Origin of the sequence: Sedimentitalea arenosa, assembly GCF_016428585.1 — a bacterium.
Taxonomy (GTDB): Bacteria; Pseudomonadota; Alphaproteobacteria; order Rhodobacterales; family Rhodobacteraceae; genus Sedimentitalea; species Sedimentitalea arenosa.
In genome coordinates, this window is the sequence record NZ_JAELVR010000014.1 from 40,793 (window position 1) to 64,760 (window position 23,968).

At 59.3% G+C, this 23,968-nt stretch carries 21 protein-coding genes and 4 pseudogenes; 11 read left to right on the forward strand and 14 right to left on the reverse strand.

Annotated elements, in window-relative coordinates; all coding sequences use genetic code 11:
- Nucleotides 1-19: 19 nt before the first annotated feature.
- A pseudogene (locus tag JF290_RS18405) lies at nt 20-936 on the reverse strand (pseudouridine-5'-phosphate glycosidase).
- 124 nt (nt 937-1,060) lie between these two features.
- Between JF290_RS18405 and JF290_RS18410 the strand changes: the two are divergent.
- Both JF290_RS18410 and JF290_RS18415 read left to right on the forward strand, forming a co-directional pair.
- Nucleotides 1,061-2,203 carry a DSD1 family PLP-dependent enzyme gene (locus JF290_RS18410; RefSeq protein WP_199026372.1) on the forward strand — a complete coding sequence of 381 codons (1,143 nt, stop codon included), beginning with the start codon at nt 1,061-1,063 and terminating at the stop codon, nt 2,201-2,203.
- Nucleotides 2,204-2,210: 7 nt separating this feature from the next.
- Nucleotides 2,211-2,904: pseudogene (locus JF290_RS18415) on the forward strand (dimethylarginine dimethylaminohydrolase).
- A 92-nt stretch (nt 2,905-2,996) separates the two neighbouring features.
- Here JF290_RS18415 and JF290_RS18420 read toward each other — a convergent pair.
- The 4 genes from JF290_RS18420 to JF290_RS18435 form a co-directional block, all read right to left on the reverse strand.
- A complete protein-coding gene (locus tag JF290_RS18420) occupies nt 2,997-4,391 on the reverse strand; it encodes an NCS1 family nucleobase:cation symporter-1 (RefSeq protein ID WP_233155562.1) in 1,395 nt (464 codons plus the stop codon).
- 230 nt (nt 4,392-4,621) lie between these two features.
- Nucleotides 4,622-5,515 carry a mechanosensitive ion channel family protein gene (locus JF290_RS18425; protein ID WP_199026373.1) on the reverse strand — a complete coding sequence of 298 codons (894 nt, stop codon included), beginning with the start codon at nt 5,513-5,515 and terminating at the stop codon, nt 4,622-4,624.
- 283 nt (nt 5,516-5,798) lie between these two features.
- Complete coding sequence (gene rnk / locus JF290_RS18430) at nt 5,799-6,236, reverse strand: nucleoside diphosphate kinase regulator (RefSeq protein ID WP_199026391.1); 438 nt, start codon at nt 6,234-6,236, stop codon at nt 5,799-5,801.
- Between the two features lie 89 nt (nt 6,237-6,325).
- On the reverse strand, nt 6,326-6,778 hold the full coding sequence (locus JF290_RS18435) for a GreA/GreB family elongation factor (protein ID WP_227363300.1): 453 nt from the start codon (nt 6,776-6,778) through the stop codon (nt 6,326-6,328).
- 551 nt (nt 6,779-7,329) lie between these two features.
- On the opposite strand from JF290_RS18435, the gene JF290_RS18440 reads away from it, so the two are divergent.
- From JF290_RS18440 to JF290_RS19855, 7 genes and pseudogenes are all read left to right on the forward strand, one after another.
- Nucleotides 7,330-7,641, forward strand: coding sequence for a DUF1127 domain-containing protein (locus tag JF290_RS18440; RefSeq protein ID WP_199026374.1), 312 nt, complete (start codon nt 7,330-7,332; stop codon nt 7,639-7,641).
- A gap of 79 nt (nt 7,642-7,720) precedes the next feature.
- Nucleotides 7,721-8,044: a hypothetical protein gene (locus tag JF290_RS18445; RefSeq protein ID WP_199026375.1), complete on the forward strand. Its 324-nt coding sequence runs from the start codon at nt 7,721-7,723 to the stop codon at nt 8,042-8,044.
- Nucleotides 8,045-8,086: 42 nt separating this feature from the next.
- Entirely contained in the window at nt 8,087-9,037 is a 951-nt protein-coding gene (locus tag JF290_RS18450) for a universal stress protein (protein ID WP_199026376.1), read from the forward strand.
- A gap of 9 nt (nt 9,038-9,046) precedes the next feature.
- Nucleotides 9,047-9,541 carry a Dps family protein gene (locus JF290_RS18455; RefSeq protein ID WP_199026377.1) on the forward strand — a complete coding sequence of 165 codons (495 nt, stop codon included), beginning with the start codon at nt 9,047-9,049 and terminating at the stop codon, nt 9,539-9,541.
- Between the two features lie 176 nt (nt 9,542-9,717).
- On the forward strand, nt 9,718-10,992 hold the full coding sequence (locus JF290_RS18460; RefSeq protein ID WP_268912039.1) for an MFS transporter: 1,275 nt from the start codon (nt 9,718-9,720) through the stop codon (nt 10,990-10,992).
- A 250-nt stretch (nt 10,993-11,242) separates the two neighbouring features.
- Nucleotides 11,243-11,948, forward strand: a pseudogene (locus tag JF290_RS18465) (IS6 family transposase).
- A gap of 53 nt (nt 11,949-12,001) precedes the next feature.
- Nucleotides 12,002-12,289: pseudogene (locus JF290_RS19855) on the forward strand (YcbK family protein); the annotation flags it as partial.
- A 189-nt stretch (nt 12,290-12,478) separates the two neighbouring features.
- Here the strand turns inward: JF290_RS19855 and JF290_RS18470 are convergent.
- The 9 genes from JF290_RS18470 to JF290_RS18510 all read right to left on the reverse strand — a co-directional run bounded on the left by JF290_RS18470 (nt 12,479) and on the right by JF290_RS18510 (nt 20,640).
- The gene (locus JF290_RS18470) at nt 12,479-14,386 is read right to left on the reverse strand and encodes a DUF3604 domain-containing protein (RefSeq protein ID WP_328701292.1); all 1,908 of its coding nucleotides are present in this window, start codon (nt 14,384-14,386) and stop codon (nt 12,479-12,481) included.
- A 323-nt stretch (nt 14,387-14,709) separates the two neighbouring features.
- Nucleotides 14,710-15,555, reverse strand: a complete 846-nt coding sequence (locus tag JF290_RS18475; protein WP_199026379.1) for a bestrophin-like domain — start codon at nt 15,553-15,555, stop codon at nt 14,710-14,712.
- A 713-nt stretch (nt 15,556-16,268) separates the two neighbouring features.
- On the reverse strand, nt 16,269-17,270 hold the full coding sequence (locus tag JF290_RS18480) for a DUF1254 domain-containing protein (protein ID WP_199026380.1): 1,002 nt from the start codon (nt 17,268-17,270) through the stop codon (nt 16,269-16,271).
- An 11-nt stretch (nt 17,271-17,281) separates the two neighbouring features.
- Nucleotides 17,282-18,352, reverse strand: a complete 1,071-nt coding sequence (locus JF290_RS18485) for a DUF1214 domain-containing protein (protein ID WP_199026381.1) — start codon at nt 18,350-18,352, stop codon at nt 17,282-17,284.
- A 45-nt stretch (nt 18,353-18,397) separates the two neighbouring features.
- The gene (locus tag JF290_RS18490) at nt 18,398-18,694 is read right to left on the reverse strand and encodes a hypothetical protein (RefSeq protein WP_199026382.1); all 297 of its coding nucleotides are present in this window, start codon (nt 18,692-18,694) and stop codon (nt 18,398-18,400) included.
- Nucleotides 18,695-18,836: 142 nt separating this feature from the next.
- A complete protein-coding gene (locus tag JF290_RS18495) occupies nt 18,837-19,100 on the reverse strand; it encodes a glycine zipper domain-containing protein (protein ID WP_199026383.1) in 264 nt (87 codons plus the stop codon).
- Nucleotides 19,101-19,155: 55 nt separating this feature from the next.
- On the reverse strand, nt 19,156-19,533 hold the full coding sequence (locus tag JF290_RS18500; RefSeq protein ID WP_199026384.1) for a YmgD family protein: 378 nt from the start codon (nt 19,531-19,533) through the stop codon (nt 19,156-19,158).
- A 47-nt stretch (nt 19,534-19,580) separates the two neighbouring features.
- Nucleotides 19,581-19,796: a glycine zipper domain-containing protein gene (locus tag JF290_RS18505; RefSeq protein ID WP_199026385.1), complete on the reverse strand. Its 216-nt coding sequence runs from the start codon at nt 19,794-19,796 to the stop codon at nt 19,581-19,583.
- 46 nt (nt 19,797-19,842) lie between these two features.
- Nucleotides 19,843-20,640: a transporter family protein gene (locus JF290_RS18510; RefSeq protein ID WP_328701293.1), complete on the reverse strand. Its 798-nt coding sequence runs from the start codon at nt 20,638-20,640 to the stop codon at nt 19,843-19,845.
- A 149-nt stretch (nt 20,641-20,789) separates the two neighbouring features.
- On the opposite strand from JF290_RS18510, the gene JF290_RS18515 reads away from it, so the two are divergent.
- Nucleotides 20,790-21,806, forward strand: coding sequence for a helix-turn-helix domain-containing protein (locus tag JF290_RS18515; RefSeq protein ID WP_199026386.1), 1,017 nt, complete (start codon nt 20,790-20,792; stop codon nt 21,804-21,806).
- 366 nt (nt 21,807-22,172) lie between these two features.
- Nucleotides 22,173-23,507: an alpha/beta hydrolase gene (locus JF290_RS19800; protein ID WP_199026387.1), complete on the forward strand. Its 1,335-nt coding sequence runs from the start codon at nt 22,173-22,175 to the stop codon at nt 23,505-23,507.
- The last annotated feature ends 461 nt before the right edge of the window (nt 23,508-23,968 follow it).

Below are 23,968 nucleotides of genomic sequence, written 5' to 3' on the forward strand. Positions count from 1 at the left end.
CGGTTGCGGATGGCAACCATCACGTGTGGAAGGCGACGGCAATCTCGGCGGTCAGCCGTGCGTTGTTCTTGACCAGGGCAATGTTGGCCTTGAGACTTTCTCCGCCGGACAGCTCGAAGATCCGTTGCAGAAAGAACGGCGTCACTTCCTTGCCCGAGATACCGCGCGTTTCCATCTCTGACTGCGCCGTTCGGATGTAGCCGTTGATGACATCCGCAGGAATTTCGTTTTCTGCCGGGATCGGGTTCGCCACCAGCAGCCCGGCATCAAGGCCAAGTTGGTCCCGGACCTTTTGAAACTCTGAAAAATCGGCGGCACTGTCCAATCTGAGCGGAATCGCCAGATCCGACCCCCTTGTCCAGAAGGCCGGAAGCGTGTCTGTCTGGAAACCAAAAACCGACACACCTTGCGTCTCAAGCACTTCCAACGTCTTGGGCACATCGAGGATGGCCTTGGCGCCAGCCGCCACGTCAATCACATCTGTCTTGCCAAGCTCGGTCAGATCAGCCGAAACATCGAAGCTCGTTTCGGCCCCGGCATGCACGCCGCCAATGCCCCCGTCGCAAACGCCCGAATGCCTGACATGCGCGCCGCGATCATCGTGGCAGCAACCGTCGTTACGGCCGTTTTTCCCCAGGAAATCGCAAAGGCCATATCCGCGCGCGAGATCTTCATCGCTTCCCTAGTCTTGGCCAGACGCACGAGCTCCTCTTCGGTGAGGCCAATCTTCAGACGGCTGTCCAGCACGGCGATCGTGGCAGGTCCGGCGCCATGCGCGCGTATGATTGCTTCGGCAGTCTTTGCCATCTCGACATTGTCGGGAAATGGCATGCCATGCGTGATGATGGTGCTTTCACGGGCGACGACGGGTTTGTCGGTGTTCAGGGCGTTCGATACATCCTCGTGGATGTCGAAAAAGCCGGGTAGGGTGGTCATGTCCGTTTTCGATTTCAGCATGATTTCGGCAGTCTGAACACCAGTGGTCTTGAAGGAGTTCCTTGCGTAGTTCCAGCTTGAACTGTCGATCATATCCCCGAAACCAAACAAGCCCGAGGTCTCTATGTCCGATACTATTCTGGCCGATTTGCCCACCCCATGTTTGCTGGTCGATGAGGCCCGTATGAAACGCAACATCGACCGCCTTGCGCGCCATGCGGCGTCTCTCGGGGTCACCTTGCGGCCGCATCTGAAAACCACAAAAAGCGTCGACGCTGCGCGCTATGTTCTGGCGGGCGGCAATGGGCCCGCAACGGTGTCGACGCTGGCGGAAGCGGAGGTCTTCGCCGAGGCAGGTATCACCGATATCCTTTATGCCGTTGGCATCAGCCCCGACAAACTGGATCGCGTCATTGCCCTGCACCGCGCGGGATGCCGATTGAGCGTCTTGTTGGACAGCGTCGCGCAGGCCGAAGCCGTCGCTGTAGCCTGCGGGGAGGCCGGGATCGCGATCCCGGCCATGATTGAAATCGACAGCGATGGTCATCGCAGCGGGTTGACAGAGGACGATCCGGCGCTTGTCGAGGTGGGGCGCGTCCTGCATGCCGGTGGGGCGGAGCTGAATGGCGTTTTGTGCCACGCGGGTGAAAGCTATGGTGCCGTCGGACGCGCGGCACAGGCCGTCTTTGCCGAACAGGAACGGCGCGCCGTTGTCGATGCGTCTCAAAGACTGCGCACAGCGGGGCTGCCTTGCCCGGTGGTCAGCGTCGGCTCCACTCCCACGGCCCATGCCGCCACAGATCTCACCGGCGTCACGGAGTTGCGCGCCGGCGTCTACGTCTTCTTTGACCTGGTCATGGCCGGGATCGAAGTCTGCGACGTTGATGACATCGCGCTCAGCGTCCTGACCACGGTCATAGGACACCAAGAAGCGCGCGGCTGGACGATCTGCGATGCCGGCTGGATGGCAATGTCGCGCGATCGCGGCACCGCCGCCCAAGAGGTGGATCAGGGTTACGGGATCGTCTGTGATGAGGCCGGTGCCGTGATCCCCGGCTTGATTGTCCTTCAGGCCAATCAGGAACACGGCGTGATTGCCCGCCGCCCGGGATCTGACGCGCAGATGCCGGAGTTTCCGGTTGGCACGCGGTTGCGCATATTGCCCAACCACGCCTGTGCCACTGCCGCGCAACATCAACAGTATCACGTTATCCCCGACGAGGCCGGTGCGCCGCTGGGACTGTGGCCGCGTTTTGGTGGCTGGTAGGGAACCAATGGAAAGGCTGATCCAGCCCCCCCCCAAGAGCTGGACATTCACCCATGCGATCTGCCGCGAACCGTCGCACAGCATTGTGGACGGATTACGCGCGGTCGACACCGGAACGCCCGATCTGGAGGTGTTTGCCGGACAACCCGCCGATTACGTGGCCGCGCTGCACAGCACGGGGGCCGAGGTCAGCGCACTGGATCGGCTGCTGCCTTCCCGGATTCGGTCTTTGTCGAAGGCGCCGCACTTTGCCTGCAAGAAAGTGCGATCAATGTGCGCCCCGGCGCGCCAAGCCGGCTTGGCGAGGCGGCAGAGATGGCCCCGCATCTGGAAGCGCTCTATGGTGAGGTTCTGTGGATCGCTGGGGGTATCGCGTGCGGGTCGTCGATACGCCCGAAGGTGTGCTGCACTTCAAGACCGATTGTTCGCTGCTTGACGAGGAGACGGTTCTGGCCACCAGACGGCTCGACGCGTCCGGCTGTTTCGAAGGCTAAAAGGTTCTGCATACTGCTGAAGGTGGGGAGGCCTGTGGCAATACGATCCGCTTCAACACTCTGGTGATCATGCCCGCCGGGTTTCCGCGCACGCGCGACACGCTGGTCGCCGCGGGATACGAGGTGCGCGAGGTCGGCAAGAGCGAGGCGGCGAAGCTGGATGGCGGCATGTCGTGCCTGTCCTTGCGGTTTTCACCCAAAGCATAAGGCCCGGCTTTTCCATGTGACGCCCCAGACGGAACAGGCCGGTGAGGACCGCGCCTCACCGGCCTGTTAGTTGCAGATGCCTGCCGAGGGACTTAGGCGGGCTTCTTCGCAATCGCGTTGTAGATGATGCCGCCCAGAACAGCGCCGATCACCCAGTTGAACCCGGACAGGACCGAAAACCACGGTACCCATACGGTCGCAACAGAGAAAATCGCCGCGGCACCGAACGCCTTGACTGCTGCGGAGTTCCAGCCGTTGTCGTAGTGATAGATACCACCCTCCATGTTGTAGAGGTCCGCCTCGCTCAACTGCTGTTTGCGGTGCGCATAGTAATCCACGATCATGATGCCGAAGATCGGGGCCAGAACCGCGCCAAGCGTGTTTACAAATCCGCCGATGCCGACCTGGCTGATGAAGCTGACCCACAAGCCGCCGATGACCAGGGCAAAGAACGAGGTGATCAAACCGGCTTTGCGGAAGCTGATGTTCTCGGGAGACAGGTTTGCGATTCCGTTCACCGCCGGAATGAAGTTCGCTACGAGATTGATGCCGACAGTCGCCGCGAAGAACGTGATTGCCGCGATGACACCCAGCAGAACGCTGTCCGTGCGCTCGACGATTTCTGTCGGGTTGATGATTTCTTCCCCGAACACGACCGCCGCGCCGCCGGTCGTCAGAAGCGCCAGGGCCGAGAACAGAATCATGTTGAACGGCAGACCCCAGAGATTGCCCAAGATCATCGTCTTCTTGTCTTTCGCATAGCGCGAGAAGTCGCTGAAGTTGATCATGACGGCGGCGAAATAGGCCACCATCGTTCCGACAATCGCGATAAAGCCCTTGGCTTCGGTCCAGAAGGTGCCTTCGGGGTTGGCAAAGATCGTGGCCGTTGCCTCGAGAAGCTGGCCGTCAGAGCGCTGCCACAGCACGATGACCAAACCGATCATGACAAGGTATACAAACGGTCCTGCGATATTCAGGAATGTTTCGACCCAGTTCATTCCGCGCCAGAAGATCACGATGTGGAAAAACCAGACGATCAGGAAGGCAATCCAGTCGACAGCGCTCAGGCCGAGGTATTCCGTGCCGCCGGAAACACCCGTGACGGAATAGATCAGGAGCGCGATCGCGGTGGAGGCAAAATAGACCTGTACCCCGTACCAGAAGACGGCCACGATTGCGCGCAGTATGGCAGGCAGTTTAGCGCCCTGCGTGCCAAGGCTGGCGCGGGCGACAACTGGGTAGGGGATGCCGTATTTTTCACCTGGGGCTCCGGAGAGGTTGACCATCCACATCACAAATAAACCGGCGGTGATCAAGGCCGCAAAAGCGGTCCAACCGCCGACGCCGAAAGAAATGAACAAGGATGCAACGAGTGAGTATCCAAAGAGCGACTGAACATCATTCGCCCAAATATTGAAGATCGCAAATGAACCCCAAGTCTTCTCATCCGCACTCGCCGGATTGAGCGTGTTGCCTTCCGCGTCCATTGTGCCGCCATGCGTCACGTGTCCAGTATCAGTAGAAACCATGCTGTCCTCCCAATGTCTCACCAATGTGGCAATATCTCCAATTCCATGGCTTCTTCGCACAACGGAAGGTATTTTCGTCATAAATAGTACCAATGCTCACATAAGCAGCACATGGCACACGGGGAGATATAGCGGAAATGAATCCCCTCGAGCCGCCAAGGAAGTAACGACGCAAATGGGACTACTGCCTAGGCGTCGTCGGGAATGGCTCTCGGGATCACCTCTATCCGGCGATAGGGAGCGATGGTTCCGGCCCGGCGGAGTGCCTCGTCCACAACGGTGAACACCTCATCGCGGCAATCGGCATCCCGATCAAAGCGCGATATCCAAAAGCGTAGGGCGTAGGTGATCCCGCCCTCCTCATAGGACAGGACACGCACGTCAAGCGCCGGGTCTTGCAGAATGAGTTTTGCCGCTTTCAAAGCCGCCAGCATGACTTGGGCTGCACGACCGATCGGCATGCTGTGATCAAGTGTTATTCTGACCTGTGCACGGTACTCCGGCTTTGGCGCGGAATAGTTGGTGATGCGCTGGCGCGCGATCTGGCTGTTGGGCAGGATCATGTAGGTGCGATCGAGTGTCAGGAGCCGTGTGGTACGCCAGCCGATCTCGATCGCCTTGCCGCGCGCCAGCCCGTCGATATCGACCCAGTCGCCGATACGGAACGGACCTTCCACTCCCAGCGCGACTCCTGACAGCGTGTCGGCCACAACATTGCGTATGGCGAACCCCAGCAGTGCCAGCACCAGGCCGGAGCCCGCCAGCGCTCCAAGCGCGCCTTGCCCCATGTACAGCGAGACGGTCGCGACGAACGCGATCAGAAAAAGCAGCGCGGCCACCATATCCTTGAGAAGGCGCGGATAGGGTCGGCGCCTTGCCGCCGTCTGATCAAGGACAAACGCCGCGATCCGGCTGGCGAACCAGGCCGTCGAAAAGTAGGCCAGCGCGGTGACGGCGAGCAAGAGGGTTTCATCATCCCCGACCAACCCGGTCAGTCGCGACGGAAACAGGACCAGCCCTAGGCTGACCAGAGTCAATATGGCGGGCCAGAGAAGCCGGCGGAAGTGTTGCGTCATGCTCATGACCAAAGCCCCATCGTCTGAATGATTTGGGCCCAGCGCAGACGCCACGCCTGGTACAGGTCGGCGACCGGCCATAACGAGATTCCGATGTCGGACTCGCAGGTTGCGAGATTGTGGAAATGTGTCATTTCAAGGGCTCCGAAGGACTGGTTTCTGTGGGGCGATATCGCCCGCTGATAGGATTCCCCCGGAGAATCGCTCGGTGACCAACTCACGTCATTGCATTTCTCCCGGGGAGGAGGCCCGGCACGGTGCCGTTGCCTTTGTCACGCGCATCATGGCGCTACCCGTCGCCACGGCCTACCGGTGCTTGCACCCGCAGCACCTTCAGCATCCGGCGCTGGTCCGTGCGCGTGTCCCAGTGGAACACCGCGCCTTCGGGCAGTCCCAACAGGGCGACACCGATAGGTGTCACGACCGAAACGCGCTGCTGCGCGATGTCGGCATCTTCCGGATAGGTGAGCGTCACCGTCCGCTCAACGCCGGTGGTCTCGTCTCGGTACGTCACGATGCTGCCGATCGACACGACATTCGCCGGCATCTTGCCCGGCGCGACGATCCGGGCGCGCCCGATTTCCTCCAACAGACGGTCGGCCAGCGCCGGATTGCGTTGCATCGCACCTTCGGCAAGGGCTTCGATATGGGCCAGATCATCGGCATTGATAGTGATCTTCGGTGCCCGCGGATTGCGTTTCGCGACACTTCTGGTCATTTCGGTCATCATTTTGGTCTCCTTCTAGTCACGTCGTGATAGGCATGTCGCGTGCGCGCCACTGCCTGAGGATTGCTGGAATGGATCGTGATCCTGGCTCAATTCGGCGGGGTGACGTTTAGGATCGAGACCGACATGATTGCCCCGTCCTCGGACAGAAGCGGCGCCCGCTGCCCGACCCGCATGCCAATCAGGGTAGCCCCCAACAGGGAAGCCACCGGGATCACGCCACTGCTTGATCCCGATCTGGCCCGGTGAACAAGCAGGCCTGTCTGGCGCGGTCCACCGTTCACCGAATAGGTCACGTGACACCCGCCAGTTACGAGATCACGTGCGTACAGGCTGGCGATCGGTTCCGTTGTCAGAATCTTGTTGTGGAGCACATATGCAAGCAATGTCCATGAGGGCTGCCGCAGCCCCTCGCACAGGCCCAGATGCTGTTGGAGTTTCTGGTGGTCTGTCTCTGGCAGGATCGATCGCTTGCGCGGCGGTATCCTTGGGCCAAAGTACATATCGCGCCCGAAAATACGGGTGTTTTGGATGCTGGTCATATCTGCTCCCCGCACGACGTCATCGTCGCGTGCTCATTTCAGGACTTTGAGGAGACCCCGGAAGGTTCAGCAGACGCGTGCGCGCCTACACCGCCCGGGGCAGCGGGCGGTTCAGCAGAAGAAATCTGAAATGATCTGCATGTACCAACATAAAGTACAGATAGGTATGGTAGTTGCGTTCGTCAATCTCGGCGGCGCTGTTTCAATGCAAACAACTGGACCTGGGCTATTTCAGGCCAAAAGGCCGCAGTCCGGCTCGGGAGCCTTGTAAACCCGGCACGGATAGCCCAAGTCTGTCTCATGTCAATGTTCATGCTTCATACGAGGTTCCTGCTCTTCGCGGGAAATCTGCTGAACCGCCGGTAATCCCGGGCGGGGCGGGTACTTGTGCCTGTCCAAGCCTCGGGGCCGATATCGATCTTCCATAGATCAACTCGAAAGACGGAGTCGCTGGCGCTGCCAGAGCAGGACGTTCGCTTATCCGCGTCCGAGCTCCGGGCAGTATGGGCTCCAACGTCTTGGCATCAGTAGTCTCAGGATTGGAGGATGACATGTCCACCTACATCACACGTGAAATGATCGCATCCGCTTCCCGCGAGGGCGGTGGCGATGAAAGCAAGGACCTCGTCCGTCGGTTGTTCGGTTCGGCGATCAGAAATTGGCGTCGGCGCAAAATGATCGCCACGCTTGAAGCCATGGATGACCGGTTACTTCGGGATATCGGCCTCCAGCGCGGGGACATTCGCCACACTGTCTACGCGTTTGAGGACCGAGAACTGCGCATGATCCCGTTCGCGTCGCCGGCGGATCGGCTCGACGACATGACGGCGCAGGCCAACTGGCGAAGCAGAGCTTTTCTTTGACGCCCACGCGTCACCGGGTCTCGGTGACGCGAAACAGCCGCGCACAGGTGGCCCACTTCAATTGGAAAGGACTGAAGAAATGATGATCTGCAAGGCCGATTTCGAGGAACTGTTTCCCGATCTGTTCCAGCCCGAAGCCAACCCCAACACGCCCAGAATGGCAAAACCAGCCAACGCTCGATGCATCGCACTATGGGAAGATGACGGCGGTCAAAGTTTGCTCGCCGGACAGCGCGGCCAGATGGAATTCGGCCGCATATCGCAGCAGGGCTCGAACATGCCGGAGTTTGCCAGGGCAGGTGCCATGGGTGCCACGATGCCGGTCGCAGCTGCTTTGGCGGCTGCCTGGACCATGCTTTCGGCTTACGGGCCGATGAAAACAGATCGGCACAACACGCTTTGAACGCCAAACGGTGATGTCCGGTTGCATTGAGGAGGAAAGACCATGAAAACCCCACGCATCCTCGCGGCGGTCGATCGGTTTCCGGAAGACGACGCGGTGTTGCTACGCGGCATGGAAATCGCAGCACGTCACGATGTGACGCTGACCATCGTTCACATCGTTGACCTGCCCGATCATGCGGCGTCTCCGTCAATGATCAACACCTTTCGCGGCCAGGCAAAACTGGTCGCCCTTGATCGGATCGAGGCGGCATTGCGCCGGCTTGGAATCGGTCCTTGCAAAACAGCGATAAAGATCGAGGCGGGCTCGCCCGCGCTGCGGCTTGTTGAGATATGCGATGTTCTAAATCCCGCGCTTGTCGTGATACGCGCGCGTAACAAGCCGTGGATCGTCAAGAAGCTGCTTGGTTCGACGACCGAAAAGCTGATCGCTGCAGGCACTGTTCCGGTACTGGTTCTCAGGCAGGCCGTCGGCAAACCCTATGGCCGTGTCCTGCTGGCGATCGATGGACCCGACACCGCGCCGCAGGCGTTGTCTTTCGTGGCGGCCCTCCTGCCGGATGCCGCTCTGCACATGGTTCAAGCCGTCCAGGTTGGACGCCAGCTTGAAGAGGCGATGCTGCGTGTCGGATTGCCACGATCGGACCTGACCGCACATCACGATGTTCTTGTGCAAGACGCCGAAACCCATTTGCGCGCGCTGGCCGCCGTGCTCGTGCCCCGTGCAACATGGCAGGTGCTGCCCGGCGAACCGGCTGCGGAACTCGCCCGTGCGACGAAGGGTGCCGACGTCGACCTGATCTCGCTCGGCCCCAATCGGTCAGGCCTGATCCAACGCACGTTCATCGGCAGCGTGACGCGACATCTGCTGCGTGATGCGGCCTGCGACGTGCTGGTCGGCCATTCAGCCGAGACCCGCACCCCGAAAGTAGGCGAGTCGCTCATGCGCGCTGCGGATCAAAGCACGACACTATTTCAACACCGTTCGATATAGGAGGTAACCATGACGACCATCCTGAAGCAAAAGCCGCTGTCCAAAGAACTCAAGACCGATATCTCCAAAGCCCGGTCCGTGGCCGAAGCACTGACCGAAGTTCTGACCGATACCTACAGGCTTGTCCTGAAGAGCCACACCTACCACTGGAACGTGACCGGCCCGCTGTTCTTCTCGATCCACGAAATAACAGAGCACCACTATACCGACATGTTCGCTGCGGCAGACGTGCTGACCGAGCGCATCAGAGCCTTGGGTGAACCCGCCTTGGTCAGCCTGGCCGGGTTGACCGCAGGGCCAGAGGAGCAGAACCCGGATGCCGGTCTTGCCGCGATTGATATGGTCAAGGATCTTCTGACTGATCATGAAAAGCTGGCACAGCGCATGCGTACACTCGTCGAGACGGCAGAGGCAGCAGGTGATCCGGCAACGGCCGACCTTGCGACAGAACGTGCGGCGTTCCACGAAAAAGCCGCGTGGATGCTCCGTGCCACGGCGGCGTAGACGCACCAGGCCTGGCAGACCGAAGCAGATCAGCCCCGGCCCTGGCCGGGGCTTTTTGCTATGATGCGTTCCTGCTGACGACAAATTCAGCTACAAGGAACGGCAGGCCCGGTCTGAACCGCCTATGGGAGACGAAAGCTATCCGATCAAGTCATGGCCTAAGTCTGCGCGGGTTGATGGCCCCTGTGAGATCCCTGATAGGGGGCACAGTCGTTTTCATGGCCGGGAACAGCCTGCTCGGCGTCGTACTGCCGCTTCGCATGCAGGCGGCGGACTACTCCGTGGCCTTGATCGGCGCGATCATGGCAGCTTACTACCTGGGTCTTGCCTACGGAGGACTCAAGGGCAAGCGTGTCATCCTCCGGATCGGGCACATCCGCGCCTTCTCGACCTTCGCGGCACTGACCGTAGCCACCTGCCTTGCATATAACTTTTTCTTCAGTCCGGCAGCCTGGGTGGTCCTGCGGATCATCAACGGATTCTGTATTGCCGGGATGACGACCTCGATCGAGAGCTGGCTCAATGAACGCAGCAGCAACGAGACCCGCGGGCGTGTCCTTGGCGTATACATGCTGGCCTTTTATCTCGCGATTGCGCTTGGACAGACGTTGGTGAACATTGCTCCGGTCGGCGGCAGCGACCATCTGATGATCGCCGCCATGCTGATCGGGCTGTCGCTTGTCCCCATCGCCATGACACGCCTGGGTGAACCCAATCTCCGAGCCCTCCGCGTTCTGGGCTTGAAGGAGCTGTACGCAGCGTCGCGGGTTGGTGTGATCGGCGCTTGCGTCGCGGGAGTGCTTGTCGGGTCATTCTACGCTCTGGGCGTCGTGTTTGCCCGCCAGATCGGGTTGGACGTGACGGAAGCCGCCTTGTTCATGAGCACCGTGGTGATAGGTGGCCTTGCCGCACAAATGCCTGTTGGTATGTTGGCCGACAAGTTCGACCGACGCATCGTGATGTCCTGCATGCTGATCGCGGTCGGTACGTCCTGGGGGCTGCTGTCGAACTCGATCGCAACCGGGGTACCCATGGTCTACCTGATGGTCATGGCATTGGCATTTGGCGGCGCGATCAGCAGTGTCTATCCGCTTTGCGTCGCCCAAACCTTCGACCGGCTCGAGCGGAAATTCTATGTTGCGGCGTCAGGGCGTCTTCTGATGGTCTACTCGATCGGCGCGACGATCGGCCCCTTGCTTGCAGCAACGCTGATGTCGATCTACGGGCCTTTTTCGTTTTTCCTGTTCGAATCCGCCGTTGCCATTGCGTATGCCATATTCGTTCTCTTCAGTGTCTGGAACGGGCCTAAACTGCCTGCAGAGGGGCGGGAAAAATTCGTGCCGCTTCCCGACATCTCGCCGGTTGCCATGGCGCTCGACCCCCGAACCGAACCAGAGGTGACAACTCCATTGTCCGGATCGGACCAGCCGGCAATCTATACGGCCGATTGATCGCGCCGTTCGCGGAATTACGAGGTTCTGTCGCAAGTTTTGGCTATTGACGTGAGAGTTCGGTGTACCGACAGTCTTCTCCCGGTCTGGCCTAGCCGTTTGGCACGGCTTTCTCATGCTACCCCGCCCGCCTCAACCTGCGCCATGGCCCAATCGCGGAAGATGGCGATCTGGGGCTGCAGCACCCGGCCAGGGCACTGTCAGAAGGAATCCGGTTGAGGGAGGCTTGGCGGTTTCGTAGCGTCCGTGGATGACAAAGCGCGACCCGTTCAAGTACTTCCAGAGCAGCCCTGAGATCATCCGCCTAGCGGTGATGATGTACATCCGGTTCCCGCTGTCGCTTCGAAACGTCGAGGACCTACTGCACGAGCGGGGCATCGACATTGGCCATGAGACGGTTCGGTTCTGGTGGAACAGGTTCGGCCCGATGTTCGCCTGCGAGATCCGCGAAAGACGCGCCGAGCGGTTGCGATCCGCACCACAATGGCGGCGGCATCTGGACGAGGTGTTCGTAAAGATCAACAGTGAGCAGCATCATATGTGGCGAGCTGTCGATCACGAAGGCGAGATCCTGGAAAGCTTCGTCACAAAGAGACGGGACAAGAAAGCCGCATTGAATTTCCTCAAGAAAACAATGCGGCGGTACGGTCGGCCTGCCTCCATAGTCACCGACTTGCTTCGGTCCTATGGCGCGGCTTTGAGGGAGATCGGGGCGGCAGACCTGCAGGAAGCTGGTCGCTGGTTCAACAATAGGCCGAGAATTCGCGCCTGCCGTTTGACGACGGGAACGGGCAATACAGCGGTTCCGGAGCATGCGAAGTCTGCAGATGTTGGCCGCCGTCCACTCGTCCGTATCAAACCATTTTACCAAGGAACGTCAACTCTACTCACGACACAATTTCAGACTCAACCGTGAAACTGCTCTCGCCGAGTGGCGCCAACTTGGCGCGGCATAAGGGGCAGGGCTATTGTCCGACCTGAGACCAGTTCGAATCTGTCTGACAGATCCGGCGAGCGGTCTTCTGTGCGAACCGTGCCCTTTGCCACCGAGACGCCGCCTACGCGCGAGCTCTTGGTGCAGAGCCGCACCATGAAAGGCGGCGGCGCAGTGGGTGTTGCCACGCAGGGTGCGGTGGGTGTCGAGGTGGCGCAGCAGGTGCTGACCGAGACACAGAGCGCCATCCTGCCTCTCTTCCCGTATCTCGACGCCCTACGCTGGGTTTTCATTGCCTTCGCGCTCGGCGGCGTCGCGGTCACGATCTACGCTCGGCTCGACGACTGGAAGCGGGGGCGGCGACGATCGGCGGGTTCCTCACATGTATCGCCACGAGCCCATGGATGCGGGCGGCAATCCGCTATGGCGTCACCGCCTTTGCGATCCTTTTTTTCCTTCTGGCCCTGCGCCGTTCCAGCAAGCGCGCGGGACGCCTCCAGCCACAGCGACACTCATGCTACTCGTTCTAAGGTGCCCATCGCAGGTGTGTCGTCATCCCGGCGTGTACCAGATGGGCGACGTGTAGGCGCGCTCCTGGTGGGTCGGCTCCACGAAGTCGGGCGGGTCGATGCCGAAGAAGGCCGCGTCATAGGTGGTCCAGCGCGGTGTCGGGATCTCGAGCACGCGGACGTAGTAGAAGGCGCGCAGCGCCGGGTCGAAGTCCGGATCCTCCCAAAAGGTTTCCAGGAACAGCGCGCCGATGGCGTTGGTGTAGGTCGCGGTGGCCACGTTCACGGTGTTGCCCACATTGCCATCGCAGGCGCCATCGTTGATCGAACGTCCGTCCGAACAGGCTACGTCATAGACCCGTTCCTGCGTTTCGCCAGCGGCATCGACCCAACCTTTGATGACCTGAACCCGGTCGATATTGGCCCCATCTGGATCACGGAGCGCGCGGATCAGCATGCCCGGCGTGTCGCCCTCGTTGAACCCGGTCAGGTCGCCGCCCATTGGCACACCGTTGTCATAGCCGTAGGCCGCAAAATCGGACCGTGTGAGGTCATCCGCGCCGAACACGGTTCCCGCAAAGACGCGCACGCGCAGCCGCGTTCCGGTCGTGGCATAGACTTCCTTGTTGTTGAGAGAGTCCCAGATTGCCTCGCGGGTGTTTTCGCGCGCCCAGACGGCAGCAACTCCGGAAGCAAGGCCGATGCCGTGAATCTGGTCATCGGCGGGATCGTCGGGTGTGAGGCGACCGGTAATCTCTTCCTCCCAGCGCAGCGCGTCGCCGGTCGGTTCGACCATCGGAGCCTTGCCGAAGAAATTGTCTTCCTGCGCGGTCGACAGGCCGGTATGTGAATCCGTCGAGCCGACCATGCCGAACTTGAACGGGTTGGCGCCAAGTTCGGCTTCGTAGGCCATGCCGCGCTTCAGCGCCTCGCGGGCATATTCCCGTGGCAGCATGTCGGGGGTCTTGAGCTCTGGACCAAAGCTGCCGACATCCCATGTTCCATAGTCGGCAAAGGCATCATCTGGCGACAGCATCGGGTGCGCCTCGCCATCGCCCTTGATCTGGGTGACTTCGTACAGCGGTTCCCACCGCATCCGGCGTTTGGCATAATCGGCGTCGATCGGGGTCTTGTCCGTCAGCGTCACGTCATCGAACATCAAGCCATTCGACAGATTGCCATTGTGAGGAATGGCCAGCACCCGCCCGCCGGTTGTCGCCTCGTACTGCTCCATCCAGTCCCAGAGATCTTCGGGGTCGTCACTGTCATAGGCGCTGAAGGGAACAACCTGATCGGCCTCTGCCTTGCTGTCCCTGAAAATGAGGTTGCGGTGCAGGTTGTTGCCGTCAGGGCCGGACGTCCATTCATAGCCGATCAGGGCGGTGAATGCTCCCGGCTCGTTGTGCTGCTCGGCGGCCTCGGTAATGCGATTCCACATTGTCTGGACAAGCGGGCTGTCAGCCAGTGGATCGCCGCCACTTGGACCGGACGAGAATGCGCTGCCCCAGTAGACATAGGCTTCGTCCATAGCCTCCTTGGTTCGGGGCGCGAAGATGTCGCGCAACCCGACAGCCCAGTCGTTGCCCTCCAGTAGCGAACTAACTTCGTCGAGCGCGACATAGAGACCGAGGTTCTCGGCGTGGTCCGAAACAACCAGAAAATCCAGCGGCCGCTGCAGGCGCGCCGGGATGCCGTTCGACGATGTGACGACCTGCCCCTTGGCAAAGCGATAGGCATCGTCAGGTGTGGTTGTTGCCCCGGTAAGGCCTGCATCGGCGGAATAGGCTGTGTGCAGATGCGTATCGCCGAACAGAACCTGATCGGGATAATCGTGTTGGAGATAGGGTACGTAGTCTGTATCCGGGCTGGGCGATAGTGTCCCTACGTCCTGCGCGTTGATCGGAATTGCGGTGGTTGCGCAGACGAGAGCGGCGATTGACGTCCTGAGCACTAAAGTCTCTCCTTATTCGAGCTTCACTCTTGATGATCGATTGGGTCAGACGACCTGCACGATCTACTGGATCCGCGAAACCGAACCGACCGACGGATCACGCCGTCCATGGGCGGAACCATGATCAGCGTCCAACAGCGGCGATCAGGTTCAGATGTATCACAATGCCCACGGTCATTTTGCGACAATATGCAGACCCACAAGACCGGTTCCATCGGTGTCCGCCGGCGCAACGTTCGGAGGATCAACCGGATAGCTCGGCAGGTTGATAGGCGCGTCTGAACTCGTGAAGTGCGCGCATCGGAAACCTGGACTAAGAACGGTTATTCAGACCGAGCGGAGAGAGCCGTCTGCATTTCGTGGATGGTCGCGTGCAGCGTGTCCGGGTTCTCGCGCATCGTGCCCTCCAGAGTTCGATCCAGATCGAAGATGATGATCATGACGATGGATAGAACGCCCGCGAAGACGAAGGTGCGCCAGGTCAACGGACGGCCCTGAAGCGCGGAGCGGTTGCCCAATATCAGGATGGCAATGACAGAGACGAAGAAGATCATCAGCTTCGCCGGTGGTGGTATCTGCTGAGCTGCTGCCGCGATGCGTCTTGTATGCGCGTCGAGCATATCGGTCACGCTGCGCACTACAGCGGTGCGGACCGGATCGGATGTTGCCGCGTCAGTCGCGCGCAGTGTGGCCGGCCAGATCGCAGCTTGAGCCTCAAGTGTTTTCGCAAGAAACGCGGTCCACGCCTCCCTGGTCCGTGTATCGTCGACAGTGGCGAGACGGGTTTCTGCGTAGGACAGGATTCGCACCTGAAGATCGGTTCGCCCGGGATCGTCAAGGAGATCGGCGGTCAGAAAAGCCGTACTGATCGTCGTTGCTTCCTCGACGAGGCTGGATTGCCGGGCTTCTCGCCAGCCAAGTGCTGAACTGAAAGCGAAACCGAGCAGAAGCCCGAGAAGCGCGAGCATGGCGCCGAGGGATGTTCCACCCGGAATCTTCTCGGAGGAAAACTTGCCGTACTCTAATCGTCGGTATTCTGTCGCTCCCAGGCGGAACCCGAGGAACGCAGCAAGCGGCAGCGCCAGTAGAATCAGCACAACGAGATACGGAAAAGGCACCAGCGGCTCGGCAAAGCCAGAATAGACTTCCGCTGCCTCGGTGCCGTTCATGTTCCCCTCTTTTCAACAGGTTGAGGCGGCTCGGTTGCTCCGACCTTCAGAGTTCAAGGGATCCAACGCCGGCCCGGTCCAGTCAAAATTACGGCGCGGAAGCCTTTGGATTTCCAGCACAACGATGCGTTGGCGATCATTGAAGTGTCAAGTTCGAGCGATGGTCTTTTGCTCGCTTATCAAGGTGTCTCCAATGACGCGAAAGGACGTGCGGCATCGGAGATGATACCCGCGATCAACTTGTTCGCATCTTCTCCAATCATCTGGTGTCACAAGGGCCGAGACGGACCAGATCACTGCAGCGATCGGCCTGTCGTTCTGGTCCGGCGGCGCATCGGACTCTCTTGACCTGAACGTTTTCAATACGGATCGGAGGGGCGGCAGGACGAGGTAATTCTCCGCCCCTCCGATTGCTGATCGCTTCCGGGAATGGATGCGAGCAGAAGCGCTGCGTTGACCTTTAGCCGGGCAATGGCTCAGGTCTTCATGTGTTGCTTCACGCGTGGACTGATTTTGGAGTTTTCCAGGCCACGTCGGTAACCCAAAACAGCCTCAAGCCCGGTCCACGGGGAAATTGCTTAGTCAAACCACGGTTGTCTAAGTTCTGATGCGCCCCAGCCTGTGCAAAAAGCACGACAGACACTTGCTCTTTTTCACAGCTCTGTTGTTCAACGGGTCTGCCGTGCGCCAGCGCTGTCACAATTTGCGCCGGCTTACTTTACCGGCTCTATCGACGGGAACGTCCAGCTGCCGTCGAGGATTGCCTCTTGCGGTTCATACAGTCGAATGGAGTAGTTCCAGCCGGGTGAGATGGGGATGCAGTTGATCCGGCCATCTTCGCAGCCACCGAAATGGACGGTGTAAGCTCCGTCAGCGTTTGGGGTGGCTGAGACGTTGTTATAGCTGTTCACGTTCAGATCATTGGGTTCAAGATAGCCGTCGGCGTTGTAAATTGTGATGGACCAGAACGCATCAACGGGCACATCCTTGACCGTCACCGCGTGCAGGGTCTTGCCGTCATTGGCGTCAACTCCGTCAACAATATAGGACGCGGCGGTGCGCGGTAGCCCACCCCAGCCCGCTGCGGCACCAACCAGGTGATCAATAGGGCGGGTTTGCTCTTTGCTACCGAAGGCATAGCTTGCATCAAAACCAAGCACAGCGATATCGCTCAGTGCCTTGCGCGCCACCCCGAGGCTTTCGAGATCCCAGTCCGGCGCCTCGAATGGTCCTGAGCCACCACCGCTAACTGTAATCGCGTCCTGTGCGGCATGGGCCTCCTTGATATCGTCAGGATTGCTGACATCGGCAAAGGTCCGAAACGCCACGAACGCAAAGCGGGTGCCGACCATGTCTTCGGTGAGTTGGTATGTCCCCGGCTTGGCCTCGGAAAACAAGTAGTGATCCTGATTGATTACGAGCATTGACTGATAGCGCCCGCCCGCTTCGGGTAAAGTAACGGTCGCCGGTTCTGACAAGTCGAGCATCAGTCCAGAGTACAGCGTGTCCTGATTCATCCGGATGACGGCCTGATTTTCTGGTGTAATGGGGTCGCGCACATGGGCAAATTTGCCAAAACCTATCCCGTACATGTCCATCTGCGAGCGGATCATGTGATCCGTTTCAGCACGCACAAAGTTTTCGACCGTGACATCCTCGGCGCTTAGAAATGTCGGTGCACACAGCGCGGCTGTCAGTAGAAGTTTCGATTTCATTGTCTTGTCCTTCAATTCACTGGAACGACCTTGGGGAAGGTCCAGCTGCCATCAATGACCTGTTGCTCGGGCCGGTACATTCTGACGATGTAATTCCATCCCTCCACCAGCGGCAGGCAATTCACGCGGTCGTCGTCGCAACCGCCGAGGTGGATCGTCATCGAGCCGTCGTCGTTGCGTGCCCCGGTGACTGAATTCACGTTGTAGGCGTTGCGGGCGTTCTTCTCGAAAAAGCCGCGGTCGTTATACAGGCTGACCGACCAGAATGCCTTTACCGGCACCTCTGCAGGCACCTCGATCTTGTATTCGCCCACTGGCAGCCCGAGGTCGGCGCCATCATAAAACGCCTCTGTTTCGGGCAAGCCGCCCCAGCCAATAGCCGTGCTGAGCAGGTGGTTGATCGGATCGACCTCGTCCTTGGGACCGAAAGCGCCAGTGCTGTCGGCGGTGAACGGCAGCAGCGCATTCAGCCCCGCAACCAACGCCTCGTAGCCCTCTTCATCGTAGTCAGGCAGGATAAAGGGCTGCGACGAGGCGGCCTCGATGGTCATCTGATCCTGAATAGCATGTACGACCGCGACGTCCTCGGGGTCGGACGCATCCACAAGCGTGCGCATGAACACGATCACATAGGGCGTGTCGAACGTCGCGGTGTCGAGCTTATAGCTGCCGCCGCCGTGGAACACGTCATTGATATAGTGATCCTGGTTGACGATCATCGCCGACATATACCGCTCGCCCACCTCGGGCAGCGTCAGCGTGGCGCCGTCGCTGATATCGACGACCGCCGTGCTGTATAGTGTGTCGAAATTCATGCGGATCGTCGGCTGGTTGTCGACGTCCCCCGGATCGCGGAAGTGAAAGAAGCGGTTTACTCCGCCAGCGAGAGCGACATATTTGGCCAGTTCGATGTCCGTCGCGGCACGGGCAAAATTGCTGATCATCACCGGGATTTCGCGGGCCTCCATCAGGGCATCAAGCGTATCGTTTGCCGCCTGCGCGTTTGCGACACCGCCAATGAATGCCGCCCCGGTCAGGGCGATTGAAAAGGGCGCGATACGACGAAAAGTCCAAGTCTTCATTCCATTTCTCCGATTGGGAAGAACTCACAATGGCCGTGTGTTGGGTCAGTCGAACGCTTCCATCGTCTCTTTGACGGCGAGATCGACGGCCCCGGCCAGCAACATGCCCGGATCATCATCACAGGCGTCTTCCAGCTCTTCCACGAACTCATCCTTGAGAAGCGCGCGATCCTGCTCGTCCGGAACCTCTGCCAGAACATCGATCTGGCGATTGAAGAGAGACACCATTGCCATCAGGCGGACGATTTCGGTCACTTGCTCTTCATCCTCGCCATAGACGTCCAGCACGCTGCCACAGCTGTGGTGCATATAGGGCTGGGCCGTTTCGACGATCTGGTCCATGACCTCGTCGGCATGCGCAACCTGCGCCAGTGGCAGAAGACAAAATGCGGCGGCTGAGGCTCTTGTTATGTTCTTCGGCATCTTTGGTTTCCTTTGGCGATTTTTTCGTTGGGCAGAACCGGGCAGTTGCCCGGTTCTGCTACTATTTCTTGTTCTTCTTTTTGTAGTGGCCATGTTTGTGTTTTTGGGATCCGGTTTTCTTGTTGTAACCGGCGATTGCACCCACGACCGCGCCGCCCGCGGCCCCGTCGTCGCCGGCAACCAAATAGCCGACGCCCGCGCCGACAGCGGCACCGCTAACTGTGTTCCTGAACTGTTTGTCCGCCGCAGCTGGCGAGGACAATGCAAAGCCCAATATCACCGCACATGCGAGCGATGCCTTGAGGCTAGTTTGCTTGATGACCATGTGATTTCTCCGTTCTGTCCGGATGTAATCGATGCCAGGCGACATCTTCTTCGTGTCAGTCAAACGCTTGCATCGTCGCCTTGACGGCAAGATCAACCGCGCCGGCCAGCAACATGCCCGGATCATCGTCACAGGCATCTTCCAGCTCCTCGACAAACTCATCCTTGATGACAGCACGATCCTGCTCGTCCGGAACCTCTGCAAGAACATCGATCTGGCGATTGAAGAGAGACACCATTGCCATCAGGCGGACGATTTCGGCCACTTGCTCTTCGTCATCGCCAAATGTGTCAAGAACGCTGCCACAGCTATGGTGCATATAGGGCTGGGCCGTCAGTATTATGTCGTCCATGATTTCATCGGCTACTGCAGTTCCACCAAGGGTGGCCAAGCACACCGTCGCGGCAGGCAGGCTGGAGAGGTATCGTAGCACTTTGAATTCCTTACTGTTATTGGTTGGCCCTAGGGGTGACACACTGGTCATCTTTTCTTTCTGTTCCCAGCAATCGCACCAACGACCGCGCCGCCGGTCGCGCCCTTCTTGCCCCCGACGAGGTAGCCGACACCGGCGCCGACAACCGCGCCTCCAACTGTATTCTCAAGCTTCTTGTCCGCCGCGGCAGGCGAGGTCATTGCAAAGCCGATTGTCACCGCGAGGGCGAGTGACGCCAGTGTCACCGTGTGTCTGAATGCCATGTGTAAGCTCCATCTTTGATTGCTGATGATAAGTGCCAAGCCGTCATCATCCCTTTGAAAACACGAACTGAACCTGCAGGCGGAACCGCCAGTCATCCGGCCCGCCATCCGGGCTTTCCAGCCAGTAACCGACGCCGCCCATGAAGTTGACGGGTATGCCGTTGATAATGGCCAGCTTCGACACCGAGGCGTTTACCGGTACTGACCAGCTTTCCGCATTCCAGTCGTATGTGGATTCGCTCTGGAGCGAGAACGTCCAGGCCGTTTCGGTCGAATAGGCGACGAACGGTTGGAAGAATGTCGCGTTGGTGGGCGTGGTCGGGTTGCTTTCCAGATCCCAAAGGTGGTTGGCCAGCGCGCCAACAGTCCAGGGGCCGGTCTGCTTCAACACGATGCCGGTGATGCCCGCGGCCCAGGTCTCGCCTGAGACATCCGAAAATGTCGGGATGCGGACCGCAGGCCCTACGCCCCAGGTCAGATTGTCTTCGGTTGTCCGGGAATACCAGGCACTTGCCAGAATGTCCCCGAAACCGCTCTGAGACGTGCCGGGGATCACGTCCTTTTGCCAGACATAAGGGATGATCGTGCGCGTGATGATGTTGGCGCCGTTGTCGAGCGCAAAGGGAATGATCGGCTGAAGGTTCAGTGTCGTTCGACTCCCCTGGCCGGTCAGACCAAGATTGTCGTCGTAATTCAGTTGGAACGGGACAGAAACAATGGCCGCCAGCGGGTTCGCCAGTTCCTGCGCCAGATCGGCAGTGTCCTGCGCCTGCGCTGCGCCGCCAAAAAGCACGCAACTCATCGCCCATCCAAGCGGCATCATTGTCTTGATTTGCCTTCGCACCCGAGTACTCCTTAAACCAAAAACCAGCGAATACCTCTTGGCGACAGGTTCTAGGCTGGCAGCGAACCTTGTCGGCGTGTCGGGGTTTCGAGTCCGCCCAGATACAGATTAGCATTGTTGCATGGGTCATTTTGCGACAATGTGGAACCATGCAGCGAAACATGGTAAACCTTGTCGAACTGGCGCACGCGGTTGATCTGATTGGCAGATACGCCCCACGTTCTGTCATCGACAAAGCCCTTCGGTCAGCCGGTCTTGATCGCGCCATGCTCTCCGGCACAACGGGGTTCATACCCTATGCTTCTGAGGCCGTGCTGCTTGAGACTGTGGCCCGCACCATCGGAGACCGTCATCTCGGCGCGCGGATCGGGCGGGATTTCGATTACTCAGCCTATGGCGCCTATTCGCATTTCGTGTTGGGCGCACCCGATCTGGCTTCGGCATTCGACCGCGGGCGGCGGGCGCTCTTGTTTACGCATCCCGGCTCTGAAATCATACTGCGAGAAACTGATACGCATCTGGTCGTCGGGCGCAATTCCGAAGGTCTGTCGGTGATCGGACACCAACATCTTGACGAAGGCGCACTGTTTGTCATTGGCCGCGTGGCCCAACATTTCCTGGGTCCCGACTGGCGTCCTGACTGGGTCGAAATTCCAAATGCCAGCGCAAACGAAACAGAGGAGCTTGAAAGGCTGGTGGACGCCCCGGTTCGGATCGGATCACAGATGCCGGCCATCGCGATCCGTCGAACAGACCTTTCGGCGCTGAATCCCGGCGTGCCAGAGCAACGGAGGACGATTTCACTGAAAGAACTGGGGGCTCTGATGGGCATTGCGCCCGTCCAGACGGTGGCAAATACAGTTATTCAGATACTTCAAATCACCTTTGCAACCGGCCTCGCATCCGAACACGCCGTTGCCCATCTGCTCGCCACCGGTCCAAGAACGCTGCAGCGCGCGCTGAAAGCCGAAGGCACGTCCTTTCGCCAGATCCGGTCGCGCTTCGTCGAAGAACGTGCGCTGTCGCTGCTATCCGAGACCGATACACCAATCGAAGACATCGCCAAAGTTCTGGGTTACTCCGAGCCGAGAAGTTTTCGTCGAGTGTTCAAGGGTTGGACCGGACTTTCCCCCAGCGCGTTTCGAGCCGCCAACTCGCAAGGATGACGTGGGAATGGAAGCCGCGGTCAACCCGGCATGACAGTTCAACGGCTTGGGCGATGATCCGGCTCTTCCGAGCGATTTGACTTGCGTAAATCTGCATGTGAGAGTGCCCAAGGTTGCCATCTGGCAGAGTTGGCCCAAGAAAAATGGCAGCCGGAAATTGCAATCAGATGCGTGACGAGCCGCTTGTCCCTGATTTCTCGATCGTCGGACATGTCGACATCAAATCCTGAAATGGTACCTGCGGAAATGAAATATTGGAGGGACTGCAGTGAAATTTAGCCGGGTGTCTGAGAGAGCAGTATTTGGGCGGCACCCCATCTCGTGCGATGAGGCATCCGGCAAGGAAGAACGGGCAAAGGCGGGGTCGTGACTGCGCCGGACAATTACAGTCTGACAAGGAGGCAATTCAGCACCTCTGGAGGGCTGATCCAGGGTCTGAAGGCGTTCGGCATTGGCGTGTCGCTTCTGCTTCAGTCCGCGTGCGGAGAAGCGGTCTACGATCAGATCGAACTGATGCCTCCACCGGTCGCCTTCAAAGCGGGGACCGCCGATCCGCTGCCGAACATCAGTGAGGCCGACTACCAGCGACAGACCCAGCTTTTCTACGTCACGGATCGCCGTCCGGCGACGCCCGACGAGACGCCAAATTTCTATGCGAATGATCGCGGTTTCGTTCTGCGCGCCGGCATCGCCGATGTCGTCGCCGACCCGCCATTCTCCGGTCTGGAGGAGTTGCGGGCAGCCAGCCGATCAGGCGAGGGGCGGGAACAGCGTTCGCTGCGGATCGCGCGCACGAAAGAACTCGGCGTCCTGCCGGTCAGCAACACGACCCTCTTGCCGGATGCCCCTCGCAAGGGGGACATGGAGGCTGCGGGGCGTGCCTTTGCAAAGGTAATCGATCAGAAGCTGTCAGAAACCACTCAAAAGGACGTGTTCATTTATGTTCACGGCTACAACGTCGACTTCGACTACCCTGTGCTCACCGCAAAAGAACTGCAGCACTACCTCGGCTACCGCGGCGCGTTCATCGTCTATGCGTGGCCTTCCACACCTAACAGGTTCGCCTATTTCAAGGATCTGGAAACCGCCGATGCGACTCGCCGGAACCTGCGTGAGCTGATCGATTTCCTGTCGCGCCAGACAGATGCGGAGAACATTCACATAATCGGGTACAGTGCCGGTGCCCGGCTGGCGTTCGAGGCTGTCCATGAACTGGCTCTCAAAGGCGCTAGCGCCTCCGGGGGCTCACCACATGTGGGACAGCTGATCCTTATCGGGAGCGAACTGGACCGGACCTACTTCGCACAGGCTCTTGGTGACGGCCTACTGGATCAGGTGGATGACCTGACGATCTACGGATCGGAGACCGACAGCGCGCTTGGCGTGTCGACGTTCGTTCTCGGGCGTCAAAGGCTCGGTCAGATCTGGCCGGAGGACGAGTTCACGCGGGAAGTCGAGACGAAGCTACTGACCCTTTCGAACCTGCACCTGATCGACGTGTCGGATGCGGAGGAATCCGCGACAGGAAACGGGCACGGTTACTTCCGGTCTTCGCCTTGGGCCAGCAGCGACATCATCCTGTCCCTCATACACGACAAGCCGCCTCAGCAAAGAGGCCTCGTCCGCCCGGAAGGGAGCGCGATCTGGGAGTTTCCCCCTGACTACCCAGATCGTGTCGTGCGCTCTGCCGGGGAGAATTAGCGTGTAAGATACGACGGTGCCCTGCGACGGAAGAAAAAGGGCAATCTGTTCGGCAAATTAGCTATATGCTCGAAAGCGAAGAGGGCAATGGGAAGGTTTTTGCCAGCGACATTCCCAGTATGACCTGTTTGCAGTTGGCCACCGCCAAGCTTACTCTGGCGCTCCGCCTACAGAAAAATATTGACAACAAAAATTTATGATTTGAGGAGGTTGGATCTCAGGCCCATCCCCTCCGCCATTTGCCCTCGCGAAAGCGTTCTCCCGATCCGCCTGCAGCCGGGTGTTTTCGTTGTTTTAGAGAGTTACACGGGTGACGCTAAACACTGGCCCCGGTGCTAGGCTCTGGACCCATTGATTTGGTTGCGGTCTCCGCGTGATCTTGATTCAAGCTCCCAAACTTCAGGGGGCGTGATGAGCAATCTTTTCTGGCTGACTGACGAACAAATGGCGCGGCTCCGACC

Excerpts from the sequence above, each read along its gene's own strand:
- JF290_RS18410 (WP_199026372.1), top strand. The coding sequence starts at position 1,061 with ATGTCCGATACTATTCTGGCCGATTTGCCCACCCCATGTTTGCTGGTC.
- JF290_RS18420 (WP_233155562.1), bottom strand. The coding sequence starts at position 4,391 with ATGGACGCGGAAGGCAACACGCTCAATCCGGCGAGTGCGGATGAGAAG.
- JF290_RS18425 (WP_199026373.1), bottom strand. The coding sequence starts at position 5,515 with ATGAGCATGACGCAACACTTCCGCCGGCTTCTCTGGCCCGCCATATTG.
- rnk (WP_199026391.1), bottom strand. The coding sequence starts at position 6,236 with ATGACCGAAATGACCAGAAGTGTCGCGAAACGCAATCCGCGGGCACCG.
- JF290_RS18435 (WP_227363300.1), bottom strand. The coding sequence starts at position 6,778 with ATGACCAGCATCCAAAACACCCGTATTTTCGGGCGCGATATGTACTTT.
- JF290_RS18440 (WP_199026374.1), top strand. The coding sequence starts at position 7,330 with ATGTCCACCTACATCACACGTGAAATGATCGCATCCGCTTCCCGCGAG.
- JF290_RS18445 (WP_199026375.1), top strand. The coding sequence starts at position 7,721 with ATGATGATCTGCAAGGCCGATTTCGAGGAACTGTTTCCCGATCTGTTC.
- JF290_RS18450 (WP_199026376.1), top strand. The coding sequence starts at position 8,087 with ATGAAAACCCCACGCATCCTCGCGGCGGTCGATCGGTTTCCGGAAGAC.
- JF290_RS18455 (WP_199026377.1), top strand. The coding sequence starts at position 9,047 with ATGACGACCATCCTGAAGCAAAAGCCGCTGTCCAAAGAACTCAAGACC.
- JF290_RS18460 (WP_268912039.1), top strand. The coding sequence starts at position 9,718 with ATGGCCCCTGTGAGATCCCTGATAGGGGGCACAGTCGTTTTCATGGCC.
- JF290_RS18475 (WP_199026379.1), bottom strand. The coding sequence starts at position 15,555 with ATGAACGGCACCGAGGCAGCGGAAGTCTATTCTGGCTTTGCCGAGCCG.
- JF290_RS18480 (WP_199026380.1), bottom strand. The coding sequence starts at position 17,270 with ATGAAATCGAAACTTCTACTGACAGCCGCGCTGTGTGCACCGACATTT.
- JF290_RS18485 (WP_199026381.1), bottom strand. The coding sequence starts at position 18,352 with ATGAAGACTTGGACTTTTCGTCGTATCGCGCCCTTTTCAATCGCCCTG.
- JF290_RS18490 (WP_199026382.1), bottom strand. The coding sequence starts at position 18,694 with ATGGACCAGATCGTCGAAACGGCCCAGCCCTATATGCACCACAGCTGT.
- JF290_RS18495 (WP_199026383.1), bottom strand. The coding sequence starts at position 19,100 with ATGGTCATCAAGCAAACTAGCCTCAAGGCATCGCTCGCATGTGCGGTG.
- JF290_RS18505 (WP_199026385.1), bottom strand. The coding sequence starts at position 19,796 with ATGGCATTCAGACACACGGTGACACTGGCGTCACTCGCCCTCGCGGTG.
- JF290_RS18515 (WP_199026386.1), top strand. The coding sequence starts at position 20,790 with ATGCAGCGAAACATGGTAAACCTTGTCGAACTGGCGCACGCGGTTGAT.